The 18351-nt window shown below is 62.3% G+C and carries 16 protein-coding genes; 12 read left to right on the top strand and 4 right to left on the bottom strand.

The window, feature by feature from the left end; genetic code table 11:
• The first annotated feature begins 133 nt into the window (after positions 1-133).
• The 4 genes from DIC75_RS00615 to DIC75_RS00630 all read left to right on the top strand — a co-directional run bounded on the left by DIC75_RS00615 (position 134) and on the right by DIC75_RS00630 (position 4208).
• Positions 134-676, top strand: coding sequence for a hypothetical protein (locus DIC75_RS00615; protein ID WP_250986080.1), 543 nt, complete (start codon positions 134-136; stop codon positions 674-676).
• A 331-nt stretch (positions 677-1007) separates the two neighbouring features.
• A complete protein-coding gene (locus tag DIC75_RS00620; protein WP_250986081.1) occupies positions 1008-1550 on the top strand; it encodes a hypothetical protein in 543 nt (180 codons plus the stop codon).
• A gap of 382 nt (positions 1551-1932) precedes the next feature.
• Positions 1933-2817: a hypothetical protein gene (locus DIC75_RS00625; protein WP_250986082.1), complete on the top strand. Its 885-nt coding sequence runs from the start codon at positions 1933-1935 to the stop codon at positions 2815-2817.
• A 437-nt stretch (positions 2818-3254) separates the two neighbouring features.
• Positions 3255-4208 carry a hypothetical protein gene (locus DIC75_RS00630; protein WP_250986083.1) on the top strand — a complete coding sequence of 318 codons (954 nt, stop codon included), beginning with the start codon at positions 3255-3257 and terminating at the stop codon, positions 4206-4208.
• Between the two features lie 499 nt (positions 4209-4707).
• On the opposite strand, the gene DIC75_RS00635 is transcribed toward DIC75_RS00630, so the two are convergent.
• Genes DIC75_RS00635 through DIC75_RS00645 form a run of 3 tightly spaced genes read right to left on the bottom strand, consistent with a single transcriptional unit; the run spans position 4708 to position 7954 of the window.
• On the bottom strand, positions 4708-6900 hold the full coding sequence (locus DIC75_RS00635) for an elongation factor EF-2 (RefSeq protein ID WP_250986084.1): 2193 nt from the start codon (positions 6898-6900) through the stop codon (positions 4708-4710).
• Positions 6901-6929: 29 nt separating this feature from the next.
• A complete protein-coding gene (locus DIC75_RS00640; protein ID WP_250986085.1) occupies positions 6930-7520 on the bottom strand; it encodes a 30S ribosomal protein S7 in 591 nt (196 codons plus the stop codon).
• 5 nt (positions 7521-7525) lie between these two features.
• Positions 7526-7954 (bottom strand): 30S ribosomal protein S12, encoded by a 429-nt coding sequence (locus DIC75_RS00645; protein WP_250986086.1) that lies wholly within the window; start codon positions 7952-7954, stop codon positions 7526-7528.
• A gap of 173 nt (positions 7955-8127) precedes the next feature.
• Here DIC75_RS00645 and DIC75_RS00650 point away from each other — a divergent pair, with 173 nt between their 5' ends.
• The 8 genes from DIC75_RS00650 (at position 8128) to sepS (ending at position 15789) form a co-directional block, all read left to right on the top strand.
• Positions 8128-8541: a 6-pyruvoyl trahydropterin synthase family protein gene (locus DIC75_RS00650; protein ID WP_250986087.1), complete on the top strand. Its 414-nt coding sequence runs from the start codon at positions 8128-8130 to the stop codon at positions 8539-8541.
• Positions 8528-9136 carry a 7-carboxy-7-deazaguanine synthase QueE gene (locus tag DIC75_RS00655; RefSeq protein WP_250986088.1) on the top strand — a complete coding sequence of 203 codons (609 nt, stop codon included), beginning with the start codon at positions 8528-8530 and terminating at the stop codon, positions 9134-9136. The genes DIC75_RS00650 and DIC75_RS00655 overlap by 14 nt, the downstream gene beginning before the upstream one ends.
• Positions 9136-9801 carry a 7-cyano-7-deazaguanine synthase QueC gene (gene queC, locus DIC75_RS00660; protein WP_250986932.1) on the top strand — a complete coding sequence of 222 codons (666 nt, stop codon included), beginning with the start codon at positions 9136-9138 and terminating at the stop codon, positions 9799-9801. Before DIC75_RS00655 ends, queC begins: the two co-directional genes overlap by 1 nt.
• Positions 9802-9804: 3 nt before the next feature.
• Positions 9805-10299 carry an NUDIX hydrolase gene (locus tag DIC75_RS00665; protein ID WP_250986089.1) on the top strand — a complete coding sequence of 165 codons (495 nt, stop codon included), beginning with the start codon at positions 9805-9807 and terminating at the stop codon, positions 10297-10299.
• Between the two features lie 88 nt (positions 10300-10387).
• The gene (prf1, locus tag DIC75_RS00670) at positions 10388-11659 is read left to right on the top strand and encodes a peptide chain release factor aRF-1 (RefSeq protein WP_250986090.1); all 1272 of its coding nucleotides are present in this window, start codon (positions 10388-10390) and stop codon (positions 11657-11659) included.
• A complete protein-coding gene (gene argS / locus DIC75_RS00675; protein WP_250986091.1) occupies positions 11659-13323 on the top strand; it encodes an arginine--tRNA ligase in 1665 nt (554 codons plus the stop codon). The genes prf1 and argS overlap by 1 nt, the downstream gene beginning before the upstream one ends.
• Complete coding sequence (gene twy1 / locus DIC75_RS00680; protein WP_250986092.1) at positions 13304-14197, top strand: 4-demethylwyosine synthase TYW1; 894 nt, start codon at positions 13304-13306, stop codon at positions 14195-14197. The genes argS and twy1 overlap by 20 nt, the downstream gene beginning before the upstream one ends.
• A complete protein-coding gene (gene sepS / locus DIC75_RS00685; protein WP_250986093.1) occupies positions 14194-15789 on the top strand; it encodes an O-phosphoserine--tRNA ligase in 1596 nt (531 codons plus the stop codon). Before twy1 ends, sepS begins: the two co-directional genes overlap by 4 nt.
• On the opposite strand, the gene DIC75_RS00690 is transcribed toward sepS, so the two are convergent.
• Positions 15764-18022, bottom strand: a complete 2259-nt coding sequence (locus DIC75_RS00690) for a bifunctional alpha,alpha-trehalose-phosphate synthase (UDP-forming)/trehalose-phosphatase (protein WP_250986094.1) — start codon at positions 18020-18022, stop codon at positions 15764-15766. The two genes, sepS and DIC75_RS00690, sit on opposite strands and share 26 nt — an antisense overlap.
• Positions 18023-18351: the final 329 nt, after the last annotated feature.

Genomic DNA, 18351 nt, shown 5'->3' on the forward strand with positions numbered 1-18351 from the left:
CATTCTTACCATGAGATACCCTCTCGCCGCATCAATGATTCGGTCGGGGTGGGGGTGGAGGTGGGGCACCGGCAGGCAGCGGCTCCGGCGGTGTTTCAATACGCATATATATCGCGGAAACCAGGTTGGCACCATGACTCGTGAGAGAGTGACATCACGGTATCTCCTCGTAATCCTCGCGGTTCTTGCACTGGCGCTCGTCGTCCCGGCAGCCGCACAGGAGACCATCCCACGGGTGGTGCAACCCGGTGAGACGATCGAGGTGGGGAGCGAACCGCTCGTCCTCGACCTCATCAACCTCCGCGACCAGGACACATTCAACCCGGTCACTGAACTCCGGTACTACCGGGACGACGACCCCAACAAGCAGGTCGTCAAGGTCATCGGCGTGCCGAACGACGACCGCGTCACGATCGGTACTCAAACGCTCAACGGACAGTACGGGCGGTACTACGCGTACAGTGACGAGGACGGCCTGCTCCAGCAGAACAGCATCATATTCACGCCCGCTCCGACGGCTACGCCCACAGAGACAACGACACCCACGGCCACGCAGACGCCCACAGAGACGGTAACAGACACAGCCACGGCCACGACGCAGGCACCGCTCCCGGGACTGATCGCAATCGCCGCAATCGGCATCTGCGGGCTGCTCGCGGCAACGCAGAAGCGATAGACAGGCTCCCGGACAGTCTCGCACTTTTTTTCAGGCACGAAGCCATTCCGATTGCAAACCCGGCAACCTCCGGCAAGCAGATCCGCTCGCCGGGAGACACGAAACGAGGAGGGGGATCGGGATTACGCCAGGTGGTCATCCGGCCACGGGATCTGCTCCTTTAACCTCTTGCGCCGGCAGATACCCTTGACCACGTCGTCCACGATGCCTCCGGGAACCCGCTTGAACCCACCGAATTCGATGTTCCACGTCGCACGACGCCCGGTGGCGAACCGGACGGCTCCAGCTGCGTTTCAACACATATAAATATTGCGAAAACAAGTTTGGCACTATGACGTGTGATAAAGTAATATCCCGGTATCTCCTCGCGATCTTCGTTGTCCTTTGCCTGGCGCTCGTCGTCCCGGCAGCCGCACAGGAGACCGGCAAACTGACGGTACAACCCGGCGAGACGATCGAGGTGGGGGCCGAACCGATCATCCTCGACCTCATCAACCTCCGCAAAGCGGATACGTTCAACCCGGTCACGGAACTCCGGCTCTACCGGGACGACGACCCCTTAAAGCAGCTCGTCCAGGTCATCGGCGTGCCGAACGACGACTTCTTCAAGATCAACGTCTACACGCTCAAAGGGAAATACGGACGGTACTTTGCGTATAGTAAACAGGACGGCCTGATACACGAAAACAGCATCGTATTCGTCCACGCTTCAACACCTACGGCCACGGAGACCGTCGCTACGGCCACGGAGACGCCCGCAGAGACACCGGTGGCAACGACCGCCACGGCCACGACGCAGGCGCCGCTCCCGGGACTGATCGCGATCGCCGCTCTCGGCATCTGCGGGCTGCTCGCGGCGGCGCAAAAGCGGTAGGCAGGCCCCGGTGCGGTGAGGGGTGGGCTCCCTCGCCGTGCCGTCCTCCGGGAACGTTCATCTAACCTCCTCTATTCCGAAAAACCTCTTCTCAGATCACTCGATAGGCCGGCGGTTTCCTGTAGAACGCCGAAGGGTGGCCCTGCGGAGGCCTCCCGGCCGGGCAGGTCAATGTTATATACATCCGTGCATACTCCCCGCCCGAGGAAGGATTACCTGTGCGGCCTCTCCCCACGCTCCCTGCGATAACCGCTCGATACCCACGTCATAGAGTTCCTGTGCTCTCAGGGGTTACGAAAAGCCGTCAGGAGCTTTTCTCCAACACGGGGGTTCCCCGGGCCGGCACTCCAGAAGCGGCCGGAAGAACCTCCGGGAGGCTGAAATGCTGGATAAACGCAACTTCTATGTACCGGTGCTGGCGCTGATCGCGCTCGCGCTTCTCACCGGCATCGCATCGGCCGCCGAGCATCAGGTCACCAACGCTACGGTGGACCAGGTCTATGCAGCGGTCCTCAATGATCGCATCCTCTGGTCCGACAACCGGACGGGAGACCACGACGTCTACCTCTACAACCTGACCGAGGAGAGCGAACGCACCCTCTCCCCGGCGGGCACAGACCAGTTCGCCGCAGCGCTGCCGGCCGGCATGGGGATGAGCACAGACCGGGTCGTCTGGGAGGACAATCGGAGCGGGAACCGTGACATCTACCTCTACGACCTCACCACGGGAGAGGAGACGCAGATCACCAACGGGTCCGGCCACGAGGTCAACCCCGCCATCGCCGGCGACTGGATCGTCTGGCAGGACAACCGGAACGGCAACTGGGATATCTACCTCTATGACCTCTCTACCGGACAGGAGACCCGGATCACCGAAAACGAGAGCGCGCAGATGACCCCCGCCGTCACGGAGAGTATGGTCGTCTGGAACGACTACCGGAACGGCAACTGGGATATCTACGCCTGGACGCCCGATGAAGCGGCACCGTCCGCCCCGTCTGTGCCGGGACCGGCCGGGACGCCCGCTCCAGGGGCCGATCTGACACCCTCTCCACCCGGAGCGCCGGGTACGGTCACCCCGACACCGGAAGCGACGACAACCCCCTCACCAACCTCAACGGTAACCCCGGCAGAAGACCTGCCGCCAACAACCGCACCGCCAACAGGAACCCTGCCGCCGTTGACCTTCATAGCCGTGACACCTACGACGCTGCCGCCGTTGACCTTCGTAACCGTGGCGCCAACCCAGCCGCCGGTAATCCTGTGACTGAAACCGGAACAGATGCGAAACCCGGCATAACCGCCGGCCCCGCATCGCGCCCTGCGGGACGACACGGGGGCCCGGATAGAGGCGGCCCGCCCGTCATGCTCCCGGACTCCCGCGGGGCCTCGGCAGGGGTCGGCGCGAAATCCCCTCCGCGCCCGAAAGGAGAGATGCGGGGCATTGCAGCGGAAAGGCCGGTCTGCATCGCGATCCTGTACCCGGCAGGCTGCTATTATATACAGCCAGACCCATTCCCCGCCGAGGAAGGATCACCCGTGCACCCTGCTCCCCCAATCTCTTGCGATTACCCGTTTGATGCCCATACCAGAGATATCCTGTGCTCTCAGGGTTACGAAATGCCGTCGGGAACCTTTCTCCAACACGGGGGTTCCCCGGGCCGGCACTCCAGAAGCGGCCGGGGGAATCTCCAGGAGACTGAAATGCTGGATAAACGCAACTTCTATGCACCGGTGCTGGCGCTGATTGCCCTCACGCTCCTTGCCGGTGTCGTATCGGCAGAAGAACATCAGATTACCAACGCTTCGGTGGACCAGGTCTATTCAACGGTGCTCGACGACCGCATCCTCTGGTCCGACAACCGGACAGGCGACTACGACGTCTACCTCTACAACCTGACCGAGGAGAGCGAGCGTGCGGTCTCGCCGCCGGATACCGACCAGTTCGCCTCAGCACTCCCGGCCGGCATGGGGATGAGCGGAGACCGGATCGTCTGGGAGGACAACCGGAGCGGGAACCGGGATATTTACCTCTACGAAATCGCCACGGGAGAGGAGAGCCAGATCACGAATGAGACCGGCCATGAGGTCAATCCTGCCGTCGCCGGGGACTGGATCGTCTGGCAGGACAACCGGAACGGCAACTGGGATATCTATCTCTACGACATCGCCACGGGAACGGAGACGCAGATCACCACGGACGAGAACGTGCAGATGACCCCTGCGGTCACGGAGAGCATGGTCGTCTGGAACGATTACCGGAACGGCAACTGGGACATCTACGCCTGGACACCCGACGCAACGGCACCATCCGCGCCGTCTGGGCCGGGGGCGGGCGGGATCCCTGCTCCAGATGCGCCGCCGGCTCCAGGGGCCGATCCGACACCCCCACCACCCGGGGCATCTGGCACGACCACCCCCCCGACCACTTCGGCACCAACCGTGACATCGACAGCTACCCCGACCCCAACACCGGAGGAGGATTACGAAGTCGGTGAAGTACCCCCGGGACCATCGCCTGAATCGCAGGGGGGACCACCTGTAACGCCGGTAACCTGGACACCCGTCGAGGTAACGCCGAGAATTCCGCTACCCAGCGAGCTAGGCGATCCGCCGCTCGTCGTAACACCGACGCCCCCGATCCCGGGGCCGCTCTGACACCCCCTCCACCCGGGGCATCTGGCACGACCATCCCACCGACCACTTCGGCACCAATCGTGAAATCGATAGCTACCCCGACCCCAACACCGGAGGAGGATTACGAAGTCGGTGAAGTACCCCCGGGACCATCGCCTGAATCGCAGGGGGGACCACCTGTAACGCCGGTAACCCGGATACCCATCGAGGTAACACCGAAAAGCCCGCTACCCAGCGAGCTAGGCGATCCGCTGCTCGTCGTAACACCGACGCCCCCCGATATAATCGTCAAGTGATCGGATCCAGACCGGCGTAGAATCTCAGATACACCCGGTGGGACATGCCCCTGCATTCCAACGGGCCTACTGAGTAGCAGAGCATACAGATGTTTAAAGGTCGGAGACGGAGCTATCTCGAGGGTAGTTTTCAGCAACAAATTCCTGCCGGCAGTCTCGCGCGGTGAAGAGAACGCATCCGCTCGCCGCAGAGAAAAACAAAAAGGGAGGGTATCGGGGGGTGATTACGCCAGGTAGTCGTCCGGGCGCGGGATCTGTTCCTTCAGACCCTTGCGCCGGCGGATGTTCTTGACCACGTCGCCCACGATGCCGGCGGGGACCAGTTCGAACCCGGCGAACTCGGTGCTCCACATCGCACGCCCTTCGGTGGCGGACCGGATGTCTCCGGCAAACCCGAAGAGCTCGGCGACCGGCGCCCTGCCGACGATCGTCATCGTGTCGCCTTCGCTCAGCATATCGGAGACCTGACCGCGCCGACCCTGGATCTGCGAGGTTGCCGCACCCATCTGGTCGGTCGGGACCGTGATCTGGATCTTCTGGATAGGCTCGAGGAGCGAGTCGCCGCCCATCAGCAGCCCCGCCTTGACGGCGCTCCTGACCGCCGGAATGACCTGACCGGGACCGCGGTGAATGGCATCCTCGTGGAGTTTCACGTCCACCAGCCGAATTTTCAGGTTCTGGACCAGCTCGTCGGCGAGCGGGCCGCCGCGGAGCGCTTCGCGCCAGCCGTCGAGGACCAGTTCCATCGTCTCGTTGAGGTACTGGATACCCTTCGTCATGTCGATGAACATGTTGGTAGCCTCGATCGCCTTGACGTTCTTGGCCTCGTCCTTATCCATACCGGCGGCAACGAGGGCATCACGCCGCTCGAGCGCCTGCTGGTTCATCGAGACCTCGCCGTCCTGGATCGCCTTCACGACTGCCGGGTCCATCGGCTCGAGCTCGATGTAGAACCGGTTGTGGCGGTTGGGCGACTTCCCTTCGACCGGGCCTGCCCCGCTCGTGATCGTCTCGCGGTAGACGACGATCGGCGGGGAGGTGATGATCTCGACACCCTTGTCGCGCTTGATGCGGCCGGTGATGATCTCGAGATGGAGTTCGCCCATGCCGCTGATCAGGTGCTCGCCGGTCTCCTCGTTGATCGAGACCTGCACCGTCGGGTCTTCCTTGCCCACCTGCCGGAGGACCTCGACGAGCTTCGGGAGGTCCTTCATGCTCTTCGCCTCGACGGCGACGGTCATGACCGGCTCGGAGTAGTGCTTCAGCGACTCGAAGGGAGTCATATCGATGAGCGTCGTGACGGTCGAACCGACGATGGCGTCCTTTAAGCCCGTCACGGCGGCAATGTTGCCGGCGGCCAGTCCTTCCACCTCGATCCGCTCGGCACCCATGAAGATACCGACCTGAGCGAGGCGGTTCGCGCGCTTTGCCGTACCCATGACGTAGCACTCGGTGCCCCGGCGGAGCGTCCCCGAGAAGAGACGGCCGGTGGCGACCTCGCCTGCATGCGGGTCGAACGATATATCGGTGACCATCAGGCAGACGGGGCCGTTCGGGTCGCAGTTGATCATTGCCTTGCCCTCGGGGGAGGTGTAGTCGCCGTGCCAGATGATGTGGACACGCCGGTCCTGGGCCTGGAGGGGGTTCGGGAGGTGCTTGACCACCATGTCGAGCAGCACGGCATGGAGGGGGCTGTTCTTCGCCAGCCACTTCATGTCGCCGGTGTTGCACTTCTCGTAGACATCCTTGAACGAGACACCGCTGCTCTTCATGAACGGAGCGGAGACGGCCCAGTTGTAGAGAGCCGAGCCGAAGGCGACGGTGCCCTTCGCGGCATCCAGTTTCCAGCCTTCGTTATACATCTTCTCGTTCATGCCCTTGATCAGTTTGTTGACCTTGTCGATCACCTTCGCGAGGCGGATCTGCATCTCCTGCTCGTCCACCTTCAGCTCGTTGATCAGCCGGTCCACCTTGTTGATGAAGAGAACCGGGCGGACACCCTCCTTCAAGGCCTGCCGCAGCACCGTCTCCGTCTGGGGCATGGTGCCTTCGACCGCGTCCACCACGACGACGGCGCCATCCACCGCACGCATGGCGCGGGTCACGTCACCGCCGAAGTCCACGTGGCCGGGGGTATCGATCATGTTGATGAGGTACTCCTCCCCGCCGTACTCGTGGACCATCGATACGTTGCTCGCATCGATGGTGATGCCGCGTGCCTGTTCCTCCTCGTCGGAGTCCATGAAGAGCTGTCTGCCGGCGAGCTCCTCGCTGATCATGCCTGCGCCGGCGAGCAAATTGTCCGAGAGTGTTGTCTTTCCGTGATCGATGTGGGCGACGATACCGATGTTCCGGATGTGCTCCGGCTTGTCCATCAGCTCCGTCACCCGCTCTACCATCTTCTTTCGTCTGGTCATGAAATACACCAAAAAAATAATAGAGAGTTTTAGCGGGCAGCCTTTGCAATACGTTCTCTTTCTTCTTTCTTCGAGACGGCGTATGAGCGGGTGTCGCCGTTCGCCGCAGCGATCAGCTCTTCGGCAAGCGCCTCGCTCACGCTCTTCTTCTTCTTGTGGCTCGCCTGCAGGACACCGGCAGTGATGAACCGGAGCGCAGTATCGACACGGCGCTGGGGAGCGGTATCGACCGACTTCGGCACGTTGATACCGCCGTATTTCAGCCGGACGGTCTCCTCGCGGGGCCCGGTGTTCGCGACTGCGTCCACCAGCACCTGAACCGGGTTCTTCTTGGTCTTCTTGTTGACGATCTCGAAGGCGTCCCGGACGATGCGGATGGCGAGTTCTTTCTTGCCGGTATTGTTCTCGGTCTGCATCAGCTTGTTGATCAGGCGCTCGACGATCAGCATGTTGCTCTTGTTGAACTGCTGGCCGACGAGCTTGCCGCAGGAGTGCGGCACGATCATCGTGTGCAGGTTCACGTAACGGGCAAGGCTCGGGTCCTGGATCTCCACCTCGCTCATGTCCCAGCGGTTAAAGAGGAGCTGCTGGGCTCCCGTTCCCGCCTCTGCTTCTACCATACTATTTACCTCCGCGGCTTCTCCTTGCGGCCCGTGACCATTTCACGCAGGCTGACGTTGTTCACCTTGGTCACGACGAACCGGACGCCGGGGATATCACCCATCGACCTGCCCAGTCTGCCGCCGATGCCCTCGATCTCGACCTCATCGTGTTCGTCGATGAAGTTGATGGCACCGTCGCCGACGGCGAACGCCGTTACCTGACGACCGTTCTTGATCAGCTGTACGCGGACGCACTTCCTGATCGCAGAGTTCGGCTGCTTTGCCTCAACACCCACCTTCTCGAGAACAATCCCGCGGCCCTGCGGTGCTCCCTCAAGGGGGTCGGATTTCACATCGAGCCCGAGCTGGCGCCGTGCGTAAACGGTGTCGTGCCACCGGTTATTATTTGCGTCGCGCTTCAGTTTTCGGGCTGCAAATTTACCATTTCCCATCGAATACCCTCGTATCAGTTGAATTTGTGGATAGGAGCAACTCCTGGTGTGCTATAAAGCAACGCGCGTTACGGATTTATATATTGTGGAACCCGTCTGCGCGCCGATCTTCCGCCTTAATTATTTGATCGGGAGCTGATATAATATTATATCCTGGCGGGCAACCTTCATTGATGATAACCCGGATATACAAAGAGGTTTTTTTCGAGGCTACCCATCGCCTGATCCACTATCAGGGGAAGTGTTTCCGGCTGCACGGTCACCAGTGGCGTGTAGAGACCTGGATCGAGGGTGAGGCCGATGAGCGCACCGGGATCGTCCTTGACTACAACTGCATCAAAGAGGTCGTCGGACGATTCGACCACCAGGTGATCTTAAACGAGGACGACCCCATGGCGGCATGCATCGAGGCGTTCCATCCGGTCGTCACCACCCCGGGCGACCCGACGAGCGAGCTCCTTGCCGGCCTCGTCGCGGAGATGATCGATGCCGAAGCCGCACGGCAGGGACACGATGCCCGCGTGGCGAAGATCCGGGTCTGGGAGTCGACGACCTGTTACGCAGAGCGCACCTATGATCGTCAGTGAGATCTTCCGGAGCCTTCAGGGGGAGGGGAAGAACCAGGGGCGGCCCTGCACATTCGTCCGGCTCGCCGGGTGCAACCTCCGGTGCGCCTGGTGCGACACCTCCTACGCCAGGGAAGGCGGGACGGAGATGAGCGTCATAGAGGTCCTCGACCGGGTCTGGCTGCAGAACGGGAAGCAGATCTGCATCACCGGCGGGGAACCACTCCTGCAGCAGGAGGAGGTTCTCGAGCTCCTCAAGAAGTTCAGCCTTCATGGATATACCGTCGAGATCGAGACGAACGGCACCCGCGACTTCCGGCGGATGCAGCCGTACGCCTCCATCTGCATGGACGTCAAGTGCCCCTCGTCGGGCGAGAAGAGCGATCTTTCGCTCCTCTCATTCATCACCCCCCGCGACTGCGTCAAGTTCGTGGTGGCGGACGAGGACGACCTCCTCTATGCACAGGCGGTGATGAGCCGGTGCGAGATCCGCGGCGAGGTCTTCATCTCGCCGGTGGAGGGGTCCGATTACCGCGCCATCGCAGACTACGTCGTGAAAGAGAACCTCCCGGCGAGGTTCCAGCTGCAACTCCACAAGATCCTGGGGGTAAAATGATGAAAGCGGTCTGCCTTCTCTCGGGCGGCATGGACTCCACCACGCTCGCCTACGTCGCAAAGGATATGGGTTACGAGATCGTCGCACTCCACTTCACCTACGGTCAGCGGACGGAGAAGAAGGAACGGTCATGTGCCCGAACCGTCGCCCGTATGCTCGATGCTACGGAGTTCGTCGAGATCAGCCTCGAACACTTCAAGAAGATCGGGGCCTCGAGCCTGACGAATGAGAAGATCCCGGTCGAGGAGTATGCCGGCGAGGAGGAGGGGATACCGAGCACTTACGTTCCTTTCCGGAATGCGAACCTCCTCGCCATCGCGACCAGCCTCGCGGAGGCCCGGCGGGCGGAGGCGATCTTCATCGGCGTCCAGACCGGGGACTACCCCGGCTACCCCGACTGCCGGCCGGAGTTCATCGAGGCGTTCCAGCGGGCGGTCGACCTCGGCACGGCGGCAGACCCGCGGATCACCCTGATGACGCCCTTCGTCCGGATGACGAAGGTGGATATTGTCAGAAAGGGGCTCGCGCTCGGCGTCCCCTACGAAGAAACCTGGTCCTGCTACCAGAACGACGACCGGGCCTGCGGGGTCTGCTCCTCCTGCCACTACAGGAGGGAGGCGTTCCGTGAGGCCGGGATAGAGGACCCGATCGAGTACGAGAGGTGAATAATGGAGATCTACAGCGGTGGAAGGCTTACCGTCGAGATGAAGGAGGTCACGCTCCCGAACGGAGAGAAGAAGGAGCGGGTGGTCATCCGCCCGGGCGGGGCGGTCGCGATCCTCCCCCTCGAGGGAGACGACTGCTACCTCATCCGGCAGTACCGGTTCGCCGTCGACGAATACATCTTCGAGGCGCCGGCAGGCACCATCGACGAGGGCGAGAAGCCGCATGAGACCGCATACCGGGAACTGATCGAGGAGACCGGGATGAAGGCGGAGACGTTCGTTCCGAAAGGCTGGATCTACCCCTCTCCCGGCTACACCGACGAGCGGATCTGGCTCTACCGGGCAGAAGGGCTCTCTCCCTGCTCCGACTACGGGATGGACGACGACGAGGTGATCGAGGTCGTCCGTGTCCCGGCAAGAGACCTCGGGGCGATGATCGCGGACGGCAGGATCGTCGACGCAAAGACGATCTGCCTCATCTGCCGGTGCCTGCAGTGAGGGGGCGGATGTGCGCAGATTTATGCCCTCTCCGGGGAAACATATGGTAGCTTCGACAAACAACATTCAGCTGGCCTGGTGAACTCCTATGGAAGAGACGCAAGAGATGGATACCCCGCGAAAGCGCTATGAATTTAAAAAGATGCTTGAGAGGCTTGCGGAGAAGGAGGGGAGCGGCACCGAGCTGATCACACTGTATATACCCCCGGATAAGCAGATATACGACGTGACCGCCCAGCTCCGCGACGAGTTCGGACAGTGCGCCAACATCAAGAGCAAACAGACCCGGACAAACGTCCAGAGTGCCATATCCTCCATCCTCTCCCGCCTGAAATACTATAAGCGCCCGCCGGAGAACGGCATGGCGGTCTTCTGCGGCACGATCAACATCGGCGGCGACCGCACCGACCTGGACTGCGAGATCATCGAGCCGCCCGAACCGCTCAACACCTATATGTACCGGTGCAGCTCCTCGTTCGAACTCGAGCCGTTGCAGCAGATGCTCGGGGAGAAGGAGATCTACGGCCTGATCGTCCTCGACCGGCGGGAAGCCTACATAGGCTTTCTGCGGGGCAACCGTATCGAGCCGATCCACGGCATCACCTCGACGGTCCCCGGCAAGCAGCGCAAGGGCGGCCAATCGAGCGCACGTTTCCAGCGGCTGCGGCTGATCGCTATCAACGAGTTCTACAAGAAGATCGGTGATCATGCAAGCGAGATCTTCCTCGCCGAGAAGGACTTCTTCGAGCGGTTCAAAGGCGTGCTGATCGGCGGTCCGACGCCGACCAAGGAGGAGTTCGAGGCGGGGGGTTACCTCCATCACGAACTGCAGAAGCGGATCATCGGACTCTTCGATGTCTGCTACACGAACGAGTCCGGGCTTGCCGAACTCGTCGAGAGTGCGTCGGATGCCTTGAAGGGCCTTGATGTCATCAAGGAGAAGAACGTGATGAACCGGTTCCTCCAGGAACTGGTCAAAGACGACGGGCCGGCCGCTTACGGCGAGGAGAGCGTCCGGAAGAACCTGGAGCTCGGGGCCGTCGATACCCTCCTCCTCTCGGACAAACTCCGGAGAGCCCGGCTGAAACTTGCCTGCTCAAACAGCGACTACACCGAGGAGCGGACGGTCAGTATCGAACCGGGAAAACATATCAAGGATCTCGACTTCGGCACCTGCCCGAACGACGGCGGGTCGTTCTACGTGGCGGAAGAGACCGATATCATCGAAGAACTGACCACGCTCGCGGATCAGAGCAGCGCGTCGGTCAGGATCATCTCGGACGACTTCGAAGAAGGCTCGATGCTTTATAATGCGTTCGGCGGGATCGCAGCGATTCTGCGTTACAGGACCGGATATTGATGTTTCAGGAGAAGTACCACCAGATCGAGTGCATGCTCCGGGCATGCACCGGTGAAGAGGATGTCCTCCTCACAACGGGGGGAGATCACGCCGATCTCGCCTCGACCGTAGCGTTTAAACTTGCAAAGAGGGAGAAGCGGGCCCCCCAGATGATCGCCGCCGATATCGCTGGCAAGCTCTCGGTAAATCCCGAACTCGGGGATATCCAGGTCGAGGCGACCGGGCCTTACATCAACTTCCGGTTCGGGCCGACGCTTCTCTCCGAGGCCGTCAGGGAAGCCGTTCGCTCCGGCTACGGGAGCCTCTCCCGCCGCTCCGGGCGGGTGGTGCTCGAGCACACCAGCGCGAACCCGAACGGCCCCCTCCATGTCGGCCACATCAGGAACACCGTCATCGGGGACACCCTTGCCCGGGCATTCCGGAAGGCCGGCTATCCGCTCGAGGTCCAGTATTACTTAAACGACATGGGCCGCCAGATCGCCATCGTCTCCTGGGGGTTCGACCACCTCGGTCTCGCCCGCGAGGAGGGCGAGAAGGAGGACCACTACGTCGCCCGGGTCTACATCGCGGCGAACCGGGAGATCGAGAAGAACCCGGAGATCGTAAACGAGATCGACCGCCTCATGCAGAAGGTGGAGCGCGGCGACGCGGAGACCGTCGCAAAGTTCAGGAAGGCCGTCTCCCTCTGTGCGGAGGGGATCAAGGCTACCCTTGCCGCCCTGAACGCTCATCATGACCGATTCGTCTGGGAGAGCGACTTTGTCCGGATCGGCGACGTGGACCGGATCATCGAACGGATCCGGCGCCTGCCGCAGGCCCACGAGGACGAGACGCTCTGGGTCGACCTCACCGAGCAGGGTTTCGAGAAGAAGTACATCCTCCGGCGGAGCGACGGCACCTCGGTCTACAGCACCCGGGACCTTGCCTACCACACCTGGAAGGGGCGCAACTACGACCGGATGATCGACGTCCTCGGGGCTGACCACAAACTGATCGGCGCTCAGCTCCGTGCCACCCTCGAACTCCTCGGCGAACAGCCGCCCGAGATCGTCTTCTTCGAGTTCGTCTCCCTCCCCGAGGGCTCCATGAGCACCCGGGCGGGCAAGTTCGTTTCAGCGGACGCGCTGGTGGAGGAGGTGGCCGCGAAGGCATTCGATGAGGTGACCGCCCGCCGGCCGGAACTCCCCGAGGGGGAGCGACGCTCAATCGCAGGGTCGGTCGCCATCGCCGCCATCCGCTACGACATCGTGAAGGTCTCCCCCGAGAAGAGCACGGTCTTCAACTGGAAGGAGGCACTGGACTTCGAGCGGCAGAGCGGCCCCTACATCCAGTACGCCCACGCCCGCGCCTGCAGCATCCTCGAGAAGGCCGGGGAGTTCGAGCAAGCGTATAACTACGAGACCGAACACGAGGTCGCGCTCGCCCGGCACCTCGCGAGGTTCCCCGCCGTCGTCGAGCAGACCATAGAGGAACTCCGTCCTCACCTGCTCGCCTCCTACGCCCGCGAGCTTGCCGACCTCTTCAACGCCTTCTACCACTACGACCCGGTCCTGAAGAGCGAGGGCGAGACCCGGAACAGCCGCCTTACGCTCGTCGACGCGGTCAGGAACACCTTGCAGGAGTCCCTTACGACTCTCGGGATCGATGCACTCAGAAGCATGTAAGGCCCTCAAAAAGCAGGGCTACCAGTTCATCACCCCGAACACTTCGGCGGCTGTCAAGCCCTGCATGTGGAACAAGCGGGCGCTTAAGGGCGGGGAGATGTGCTACAAGGCGCAGTTCTACGGCATCGAAAGCCACCGTTGCGTCCAGATGACCCCGACTCTCAAATGCAACCAGCAATGCCTCTTCTGCTGGCGGTCGTTCGAGCACGAGGTGACGGAAGAGGAGGAGTGTCCGCCGGATGTTATCGTCGCAAACCTCCGGCGCGTCCAGAAGAAGGCGCTCTCCGGCTACAAGGTCTCGCCCTACGTCACGCCGGAACGGTTCGCGGAGGCCCTCGACCCCACGATGGTCGCGATATCGCTCTCGGGGGAGCCGACCTGCTACTCGCGCCTCCCGGAACTGATCGACGGACTCAATGCCGATGGGTACACGACGTTCCTTGTCTCGAACGGGACCCGACCGGACGTCCTCGCGAGGTGCCGGCCATACCAGACCTACGTCTCCCTGGACGCTCCCGACCGGGGGACCTATCTCTCTCTCTGCCGGCCGAGGGAAGACTACTGGGACCGGGTGCAGGAGAGCCTTGCCGGGCTTGCCGGCCGCCGGTCGGCCATCCGCACCACCGTGGTGCGCGGCTACAACGACTTCTCCCCGGAGGGGTATGCAGCGATCTACCAGGACTCCGGCGCCCGGTTCGTGGAGGTAAAGGGTTATATGTATCTGGGGTACAGTAGGAATCGACTGCAGAGGGACCAGATGCCCGAACACTGCGAAGTACGGGCGTTCGCGGAGAATATAGCGGAACACTGCGACTATTGCATCATGGACGAGAGCCCGGTGAGCCGGGTCGTCTGTCTGGAGCGAGACGTATGAGATTCGATGTGGAAGAGTTCAAAAAGAGAGCGAGAGAGGACTTCGAGCACGCGTGGCACGAAGGGCCGTCGGTACTGACCCCGCCGGGGGTCTCGGGCCGGTACCCCCGGTTGAAGTACACCCGGGCTGCGGCGCACCCGATCTTCGAGATCATGCAGCGGCTCCGCGAGACCTACCTTTCGATGGGGTTTGACGAGGCGATGAACCCCCTGATCGTCGAAGAATCGGACATCTACCGGCAGTTCGGGCCCGAAGCAATGGCCGTCCTCGACCGGGTCTTCTACCTCGGCGGGCTGCCCCGCCCGAACGTCGGGATAGCGAGAAAGCAGATCGAGGAGATCGAGGCCATTCTCGGCCGTGCCCTCCCGTCCGGGGCCGAGGAGAAACTCCGCGAGACCCTCCATGGCTACAAGAAGGGAACGGTCGACGGCGATGAACTGACGCATGAACTCGCGGCCGTCCTCGAGGCCGACGACGCCGCCGTGGTGCATATCCTGGATGCGGTCTTCCCCGAGTTTAAGGCGCTCGCCCCCGAGTCGTCGCGCAACACCCTCCGGAGCCACATGACGAGCGGCTGGTTCCTGACGCTCTCCTCCCTCTGGGAGAAGCGTCACCTCCCGCTCCGGCTCTTCTCGATCGACCGGTGCTTCCGGCGTGAGCAGGAGGAGGGCCCCACCCGCCTGATGACCTACCACTCCGCCTCCTGCATCGTCGCGGGAGAGGACGTCACCCTCGAGGAGGGAAAAGCCATCAGCGAGGCACTCCTCTCGGCGTTCGGCTTTACGGAGTTCCGGTTTCAGCCCGACGAGAAGCGGTCGAAGTACTACATGCCCGAGACCCAGACGGAGGTCTACGCCCGGCACCCGGTCCTCGGCTGGGTCGAGGTCGCCACCTTCGGCATCTACTCGCCATCGGCGCTCGCGGAGTACGGGATCGGCGTGCCGGTGATGAACCTCGGCCTCGGGGTGGAGCGGCTCGCGATGATCGCCTACCAGTCAAACGACGTCCGCCAGCTCACCTACCCGCAGTTCTTCCCGCATGACCTCTCCGACCGCGAGATCGCCGGCGCCGTCCACCTCCGCGAAGAGCCGGCGTCTGCGACCGGGAAACGGATGGCGGAGGCAATCCGCGCTACGGCCGCCGAGCACGCGACCGCGCCGGGGCCCTGTGCGTTTGTCGCGTGGAAAGGCGAGATTGCCGGAAGGGAGGTGGAAGTCATCGTCGAGGAACCCGAATCCAACACGAAACTCTGCGGGCCGGCCTGTTTCAACGAGGTCTTCGTCCACAACGGTTCGGTGCTCGGGGTGCCGGATACCGAGAAGTGGGCGTCCGTCCGGCAGGAGGGAGCCTCCACCGGAATCACCTACCTCGACGCGGTATCGAGCCTCGCCGCCGCACGGATCGAGGAGGCGGCACGGTGCGGGGAGGAGGCCCACGTCCAGGTGAAGATGTCGAAGCTCCCTTCCGACGTCAACCTCAGGATCGAGGAGTACGCGATGCGGTTTGTCACCGACCACAACAAGAAGGTGGACCTCCGGGGGCCGGTCTTCCTGACGGTCAGGTCCGTCATCCCGGAGCCGCCGACTCGATAAGGCTTTTTTCCCGTCCCGGTTTCTCTTTTTTCCCGGCCGCGCCGTCTTTATCGCGCTCGATGCACCTCCGGAGCAGGGGCAGCACGTCCCGCTGGGCAACCAGGTTGAAGCGGGCCCTGCTCGGGGAGAGACCGACCTTGATCGAATAGGCTTCGGGCGGCATCGCCTCAAAGAGGTCTTCATCGGTCCTGTCGTCCCCGATAGCAAGAATGAAGTCCCAGGCATGTCGGGAGACCCAGTTCAGCGCCGCCCTTCCTTTGTTGACGACGTTGTTCTTGATCTCGATGACCTTGTTCCCCTCCATGACGCCGACGTTGAGGTTCGACGTCAGGTGCAGGAGGTCGTCTTTGAGATCTTTAGCCCGCTGTGCACCGAGCAGCGGCTCGGTTCTCCGGTAGTGCCAGACGAGGGAGTAGTCCTTCTCCTCGATGAAGGCGCCGGGCGTGCGGTCCGTGTAGAGTTCGAGGAGCGGGTAGATCTCTCCTTTCCACTCGTCCGAGAGCGCTTCGGGCATCCGCCACTCCCCGGAACGCTCCTTTATCCAGACACCGTGCTCGGCGATGATCCCGAGATCCATCGCCCCGAACCAGGCATCCAGCGTGGACCGGTCTCTGCCGCTGATCACCACCACCTCGTTTCCGGGTGTGCGGGAGAGGGCCTCGAGCACCTCCCGCGTGGCGTCGCCGGGAACCGCTTTCTCGGGTTTTGCGGCGAAGGGCACCAGGGTGCCGTCGTAGTCGAGGAGGAGGAGCCGATCCTTGCCAGCAGCGTAATCCGTGACCAGCTCCTCCCTGATGGCGGGGGTGACGATCTGCTCCGAGCGCTCGACCCGGACCGCCCGGGCATCGCTCAAGCGGTTGAGGAAGTCACCGACCCAGTGCTCGATGTCGTAGCGCATCAGCCGTTTCTGCATGGCCCGGTTCCGCTCGGCCTGCTCCTTCTCCGGCATGGCAAGCGCCGCCTCGATCGCCTCGATCACCGCGTCCTGGTCGTTCGGGTTGACGATGACCGCCTCCGCGAGTTCCTCGGCCGCTCCCGCCATCTCGGAGAGGATGAGGACTCCCGTGCCGTCGGTCCTGGTGGCGACGTACTCTTTCGCCATCAGGTTCATGCCGTCCCGGAGCGGCGTCACCAGGGCGACGTCGGCGGCGCTGTAGAACGCCACCAGTGTCTCGAAGGGGAGGAAGTTGTAGAAGTAGCGGACAGGGATCCAGTCGGTCGTCCCGTACTGCCCGTTGATTCGGCCGACGAGTTCGTCGATCCGTTTCTTCAGCATCTGGTAACTGCTGACGCTGGTCCTGGACGGGACCGCGACGAGGACGAGGGAGACCTTCCCCTGGTATTCCGGCTTCTTCGTAAGGAGTGCGTCGAAGGCCTCGAGCCGGAGCGGGATCCCCTTCGTGTAGTCCAGGCGGTCGAACGAGAGGATGATCTTTCGTTTCCCGTACTTATGCCGGATCCGTGTGATCTCCTTCTGGACCGGGGTGCTGCCCGCGGAGTCGGCGAACCGGTGGTAATCGATGCCCATCGGGAAGAGGTCGGTCCGTACCATCCGGGTCCCGGTCCTGACCTCCCCGAAGGTGTGCTCGTACCCGAGGAGCCGCCGGACGCTGGAGAGGAAGTGGCGGACGTAGCCGTAGGTGTGAAAGCCGATGAGGTCCGCTCCAAGGAGGCCGGAGAGGATCTCCTTCCCCCAGGGCAGGTTCCGGAACACCTCGAACGACGGGAAGGGTATGTGGTGGAAGTAGCCGATCTCCGCGTCGGGCAGGCGCTCCCGGAGCATCTGCGGCAGAAGCATCAGGTGGTAGTCGTGGACCCAGATGACGTCGTCGGGCCGGGCCACTTCCATCACGGCATCGCAAAACCTCTCGTTCACCCGCTGGTAGACCTGCCATGTCTTCGGGTCGTAGTCTGCAAAGAGGTTGAAGTAGTGGAGGAGCGGCCAGAGGGTGTTGTTGCAGAACCCGTCATAGTAGTGCTTGATATCGTACGGGGAGAGGAAGACCGGATGGCACTGCTCTTTTTTGAGCATATCGACGATCCGGTCTTTCTCCTCCTCCTGCTTCCTCTGAACGTTCATACCGGGCCAGCCGACCCAGAGGCTCTCGTAGGACTTGTAAAAAGAGCCGACTCCAGTCGCAAGACCGCCGACACTCCGTTGCAGGCGGAGATCGCCGTTCTTCCGGGAGATGCTGATCGGAAGCCTGTTTGAAACTATCAATAACCGGTTCATGGTTGACCCTGCTCACAATCGTGGGAATGATCACCACCCAAGGATTCTCAACCAAAATTAAGGTTTTGGAGAAATCTCGAAAAATTGCAGACATCGAACCCGGGGCGAACAACTCTTCTTCCCGGCTCTCCCGGAGCCCGCCGGCACCGCGTATCCCGCGCATGCCCCATCGCGGCGGTTTCGTCTGGGCATCCGCGGCGGCGGTTGCCGGCGGGAAGGCCGATTTTCACAGGGCCCGGCGTGGCCGGGATGCCGGTCCGTATACCGGCGGGAAGGCCCCGACGGATGGCGTCCCCGGAGGCACACCCGCACGATACCGGAAACGTTAT

Source organism: Methanoculleus oceani (genome assembly GCF_023702065.1).
GTDB lineage: Archaea > Halobacteriota > Methanomicrobia > Methanomicrobiales > Methanoculleaceae > Methanoculleus > Methanoculleus oceani.

Bases quoted from the DNA above. Each gene is read 5' to 3' on its own strand.
- DIC75_RS00615 (WP_250986080.1), top strand. From the start codon at position 134: ATGACTCGTGAGAGAGTGACATCACGGTATCTCCTCGTAATCCTCGCG.
- DIC75_RS00620 (WP_250986081.1), top strand. From the start codon at position 1,008: ATGACGTGTGATAAAGTAATATCCCGGTATCTCCTCGCGATCTTCGTT.
- DIC75_RS00625 (WP_250986082.1), top strand. From the start codon at position 1,933: ATGCTGGATAAACGCAACTTCTATGTACCGGTGCTGGCGCTGATCGCG.
- DIC75_RS00630 (WP_250986083.1), top strand. From the start codon at position 3,255: ATGCTGGATAAACGCAACTTCTATGCACCGGTGCTGGCGCTGATTGCC.
- DIC75_RS00635 (WP_250986084.1), bottom strand. From the start codon at position 6,900: ATGACCAGACGAAAGAAGATGGTAGAGCGGGTGACGGAGCTGATGGAC.
- DIC75_RS00640 (WP_250986085.1), bottom strand. From the start codon at position 7,520: ATGGTAGAAGCAGAGGCGGGAACGGGAGCCCAGCAGCTCCTCTTTAAC.
- DIC75_RS00645 (WP_250986086.1), bottom strand. From the start codon at position 7,954: ATGGGAAATGGTAAATTTGCAGCCCGAAAACTGAAGCGCGACGCAAAT.
- DIC75_RS00650 (WP_250986087.1), top strand. From the start codon at position 8,128: ATGATAACCCGGATATACAAAGAGGTTTTTTTCGAGGCTACCCATCGC.
- DIC75_RS00655 (WP_250986088.1), top strand. From the start codon at position 8,528: ATGATCGTCAGTGAGATCTTCCGGAGCCTTCAGGGGGAGGGGAAGAAC.
- queC (WP_250986932.1), top strand. From the start codon at position 9,136: ATGAAAGCGGTCTGCCTTCTCTCGGGCGGCATGGACTCCACCACGCTC.
- DIC75_RS00665 (WP_250986089.1), top strand. From the start codon at position 9,805: ATGGAGATCTACAGCGGTGGAAGGCTTACCGTCGAGATGAAGGAGGTC.
- prf1 (WP_250986090.1), top strand. From the start codon at position 10,388: ATGGAAGAGACGCAAGAGATGGATACCCCGCGAAAGCGCTATGAATTT.
- argS (WP_250986091.1), top strand. From the start codon at position 11,659: ATGTTTCAGGAGAAGTACCACCAGATCGAGTGCATGCTCCGGGCATGC.
- twy1 (WP_250986092.1), top strand. From the start codon at position 13,304: ATGCACTCAGAAGCATGTAAGGCCCTCAAAAAGCAGGGCTACCAGTTC.
- sepS (WP_250986093.1), top strand. From the start codon at position 14,194: ATGAGATTCGATGTGGAAGAGTTCAAAAAGAGAGCGAGAGAGGACTTC.
- DIC75_RS00690 (WP_250986094.1), bottom strand. From the start codon at position 18,022: ATGAACCGGTTATTGATAGTTTCAAACAGGCTTCCGATCAGCATCTCC.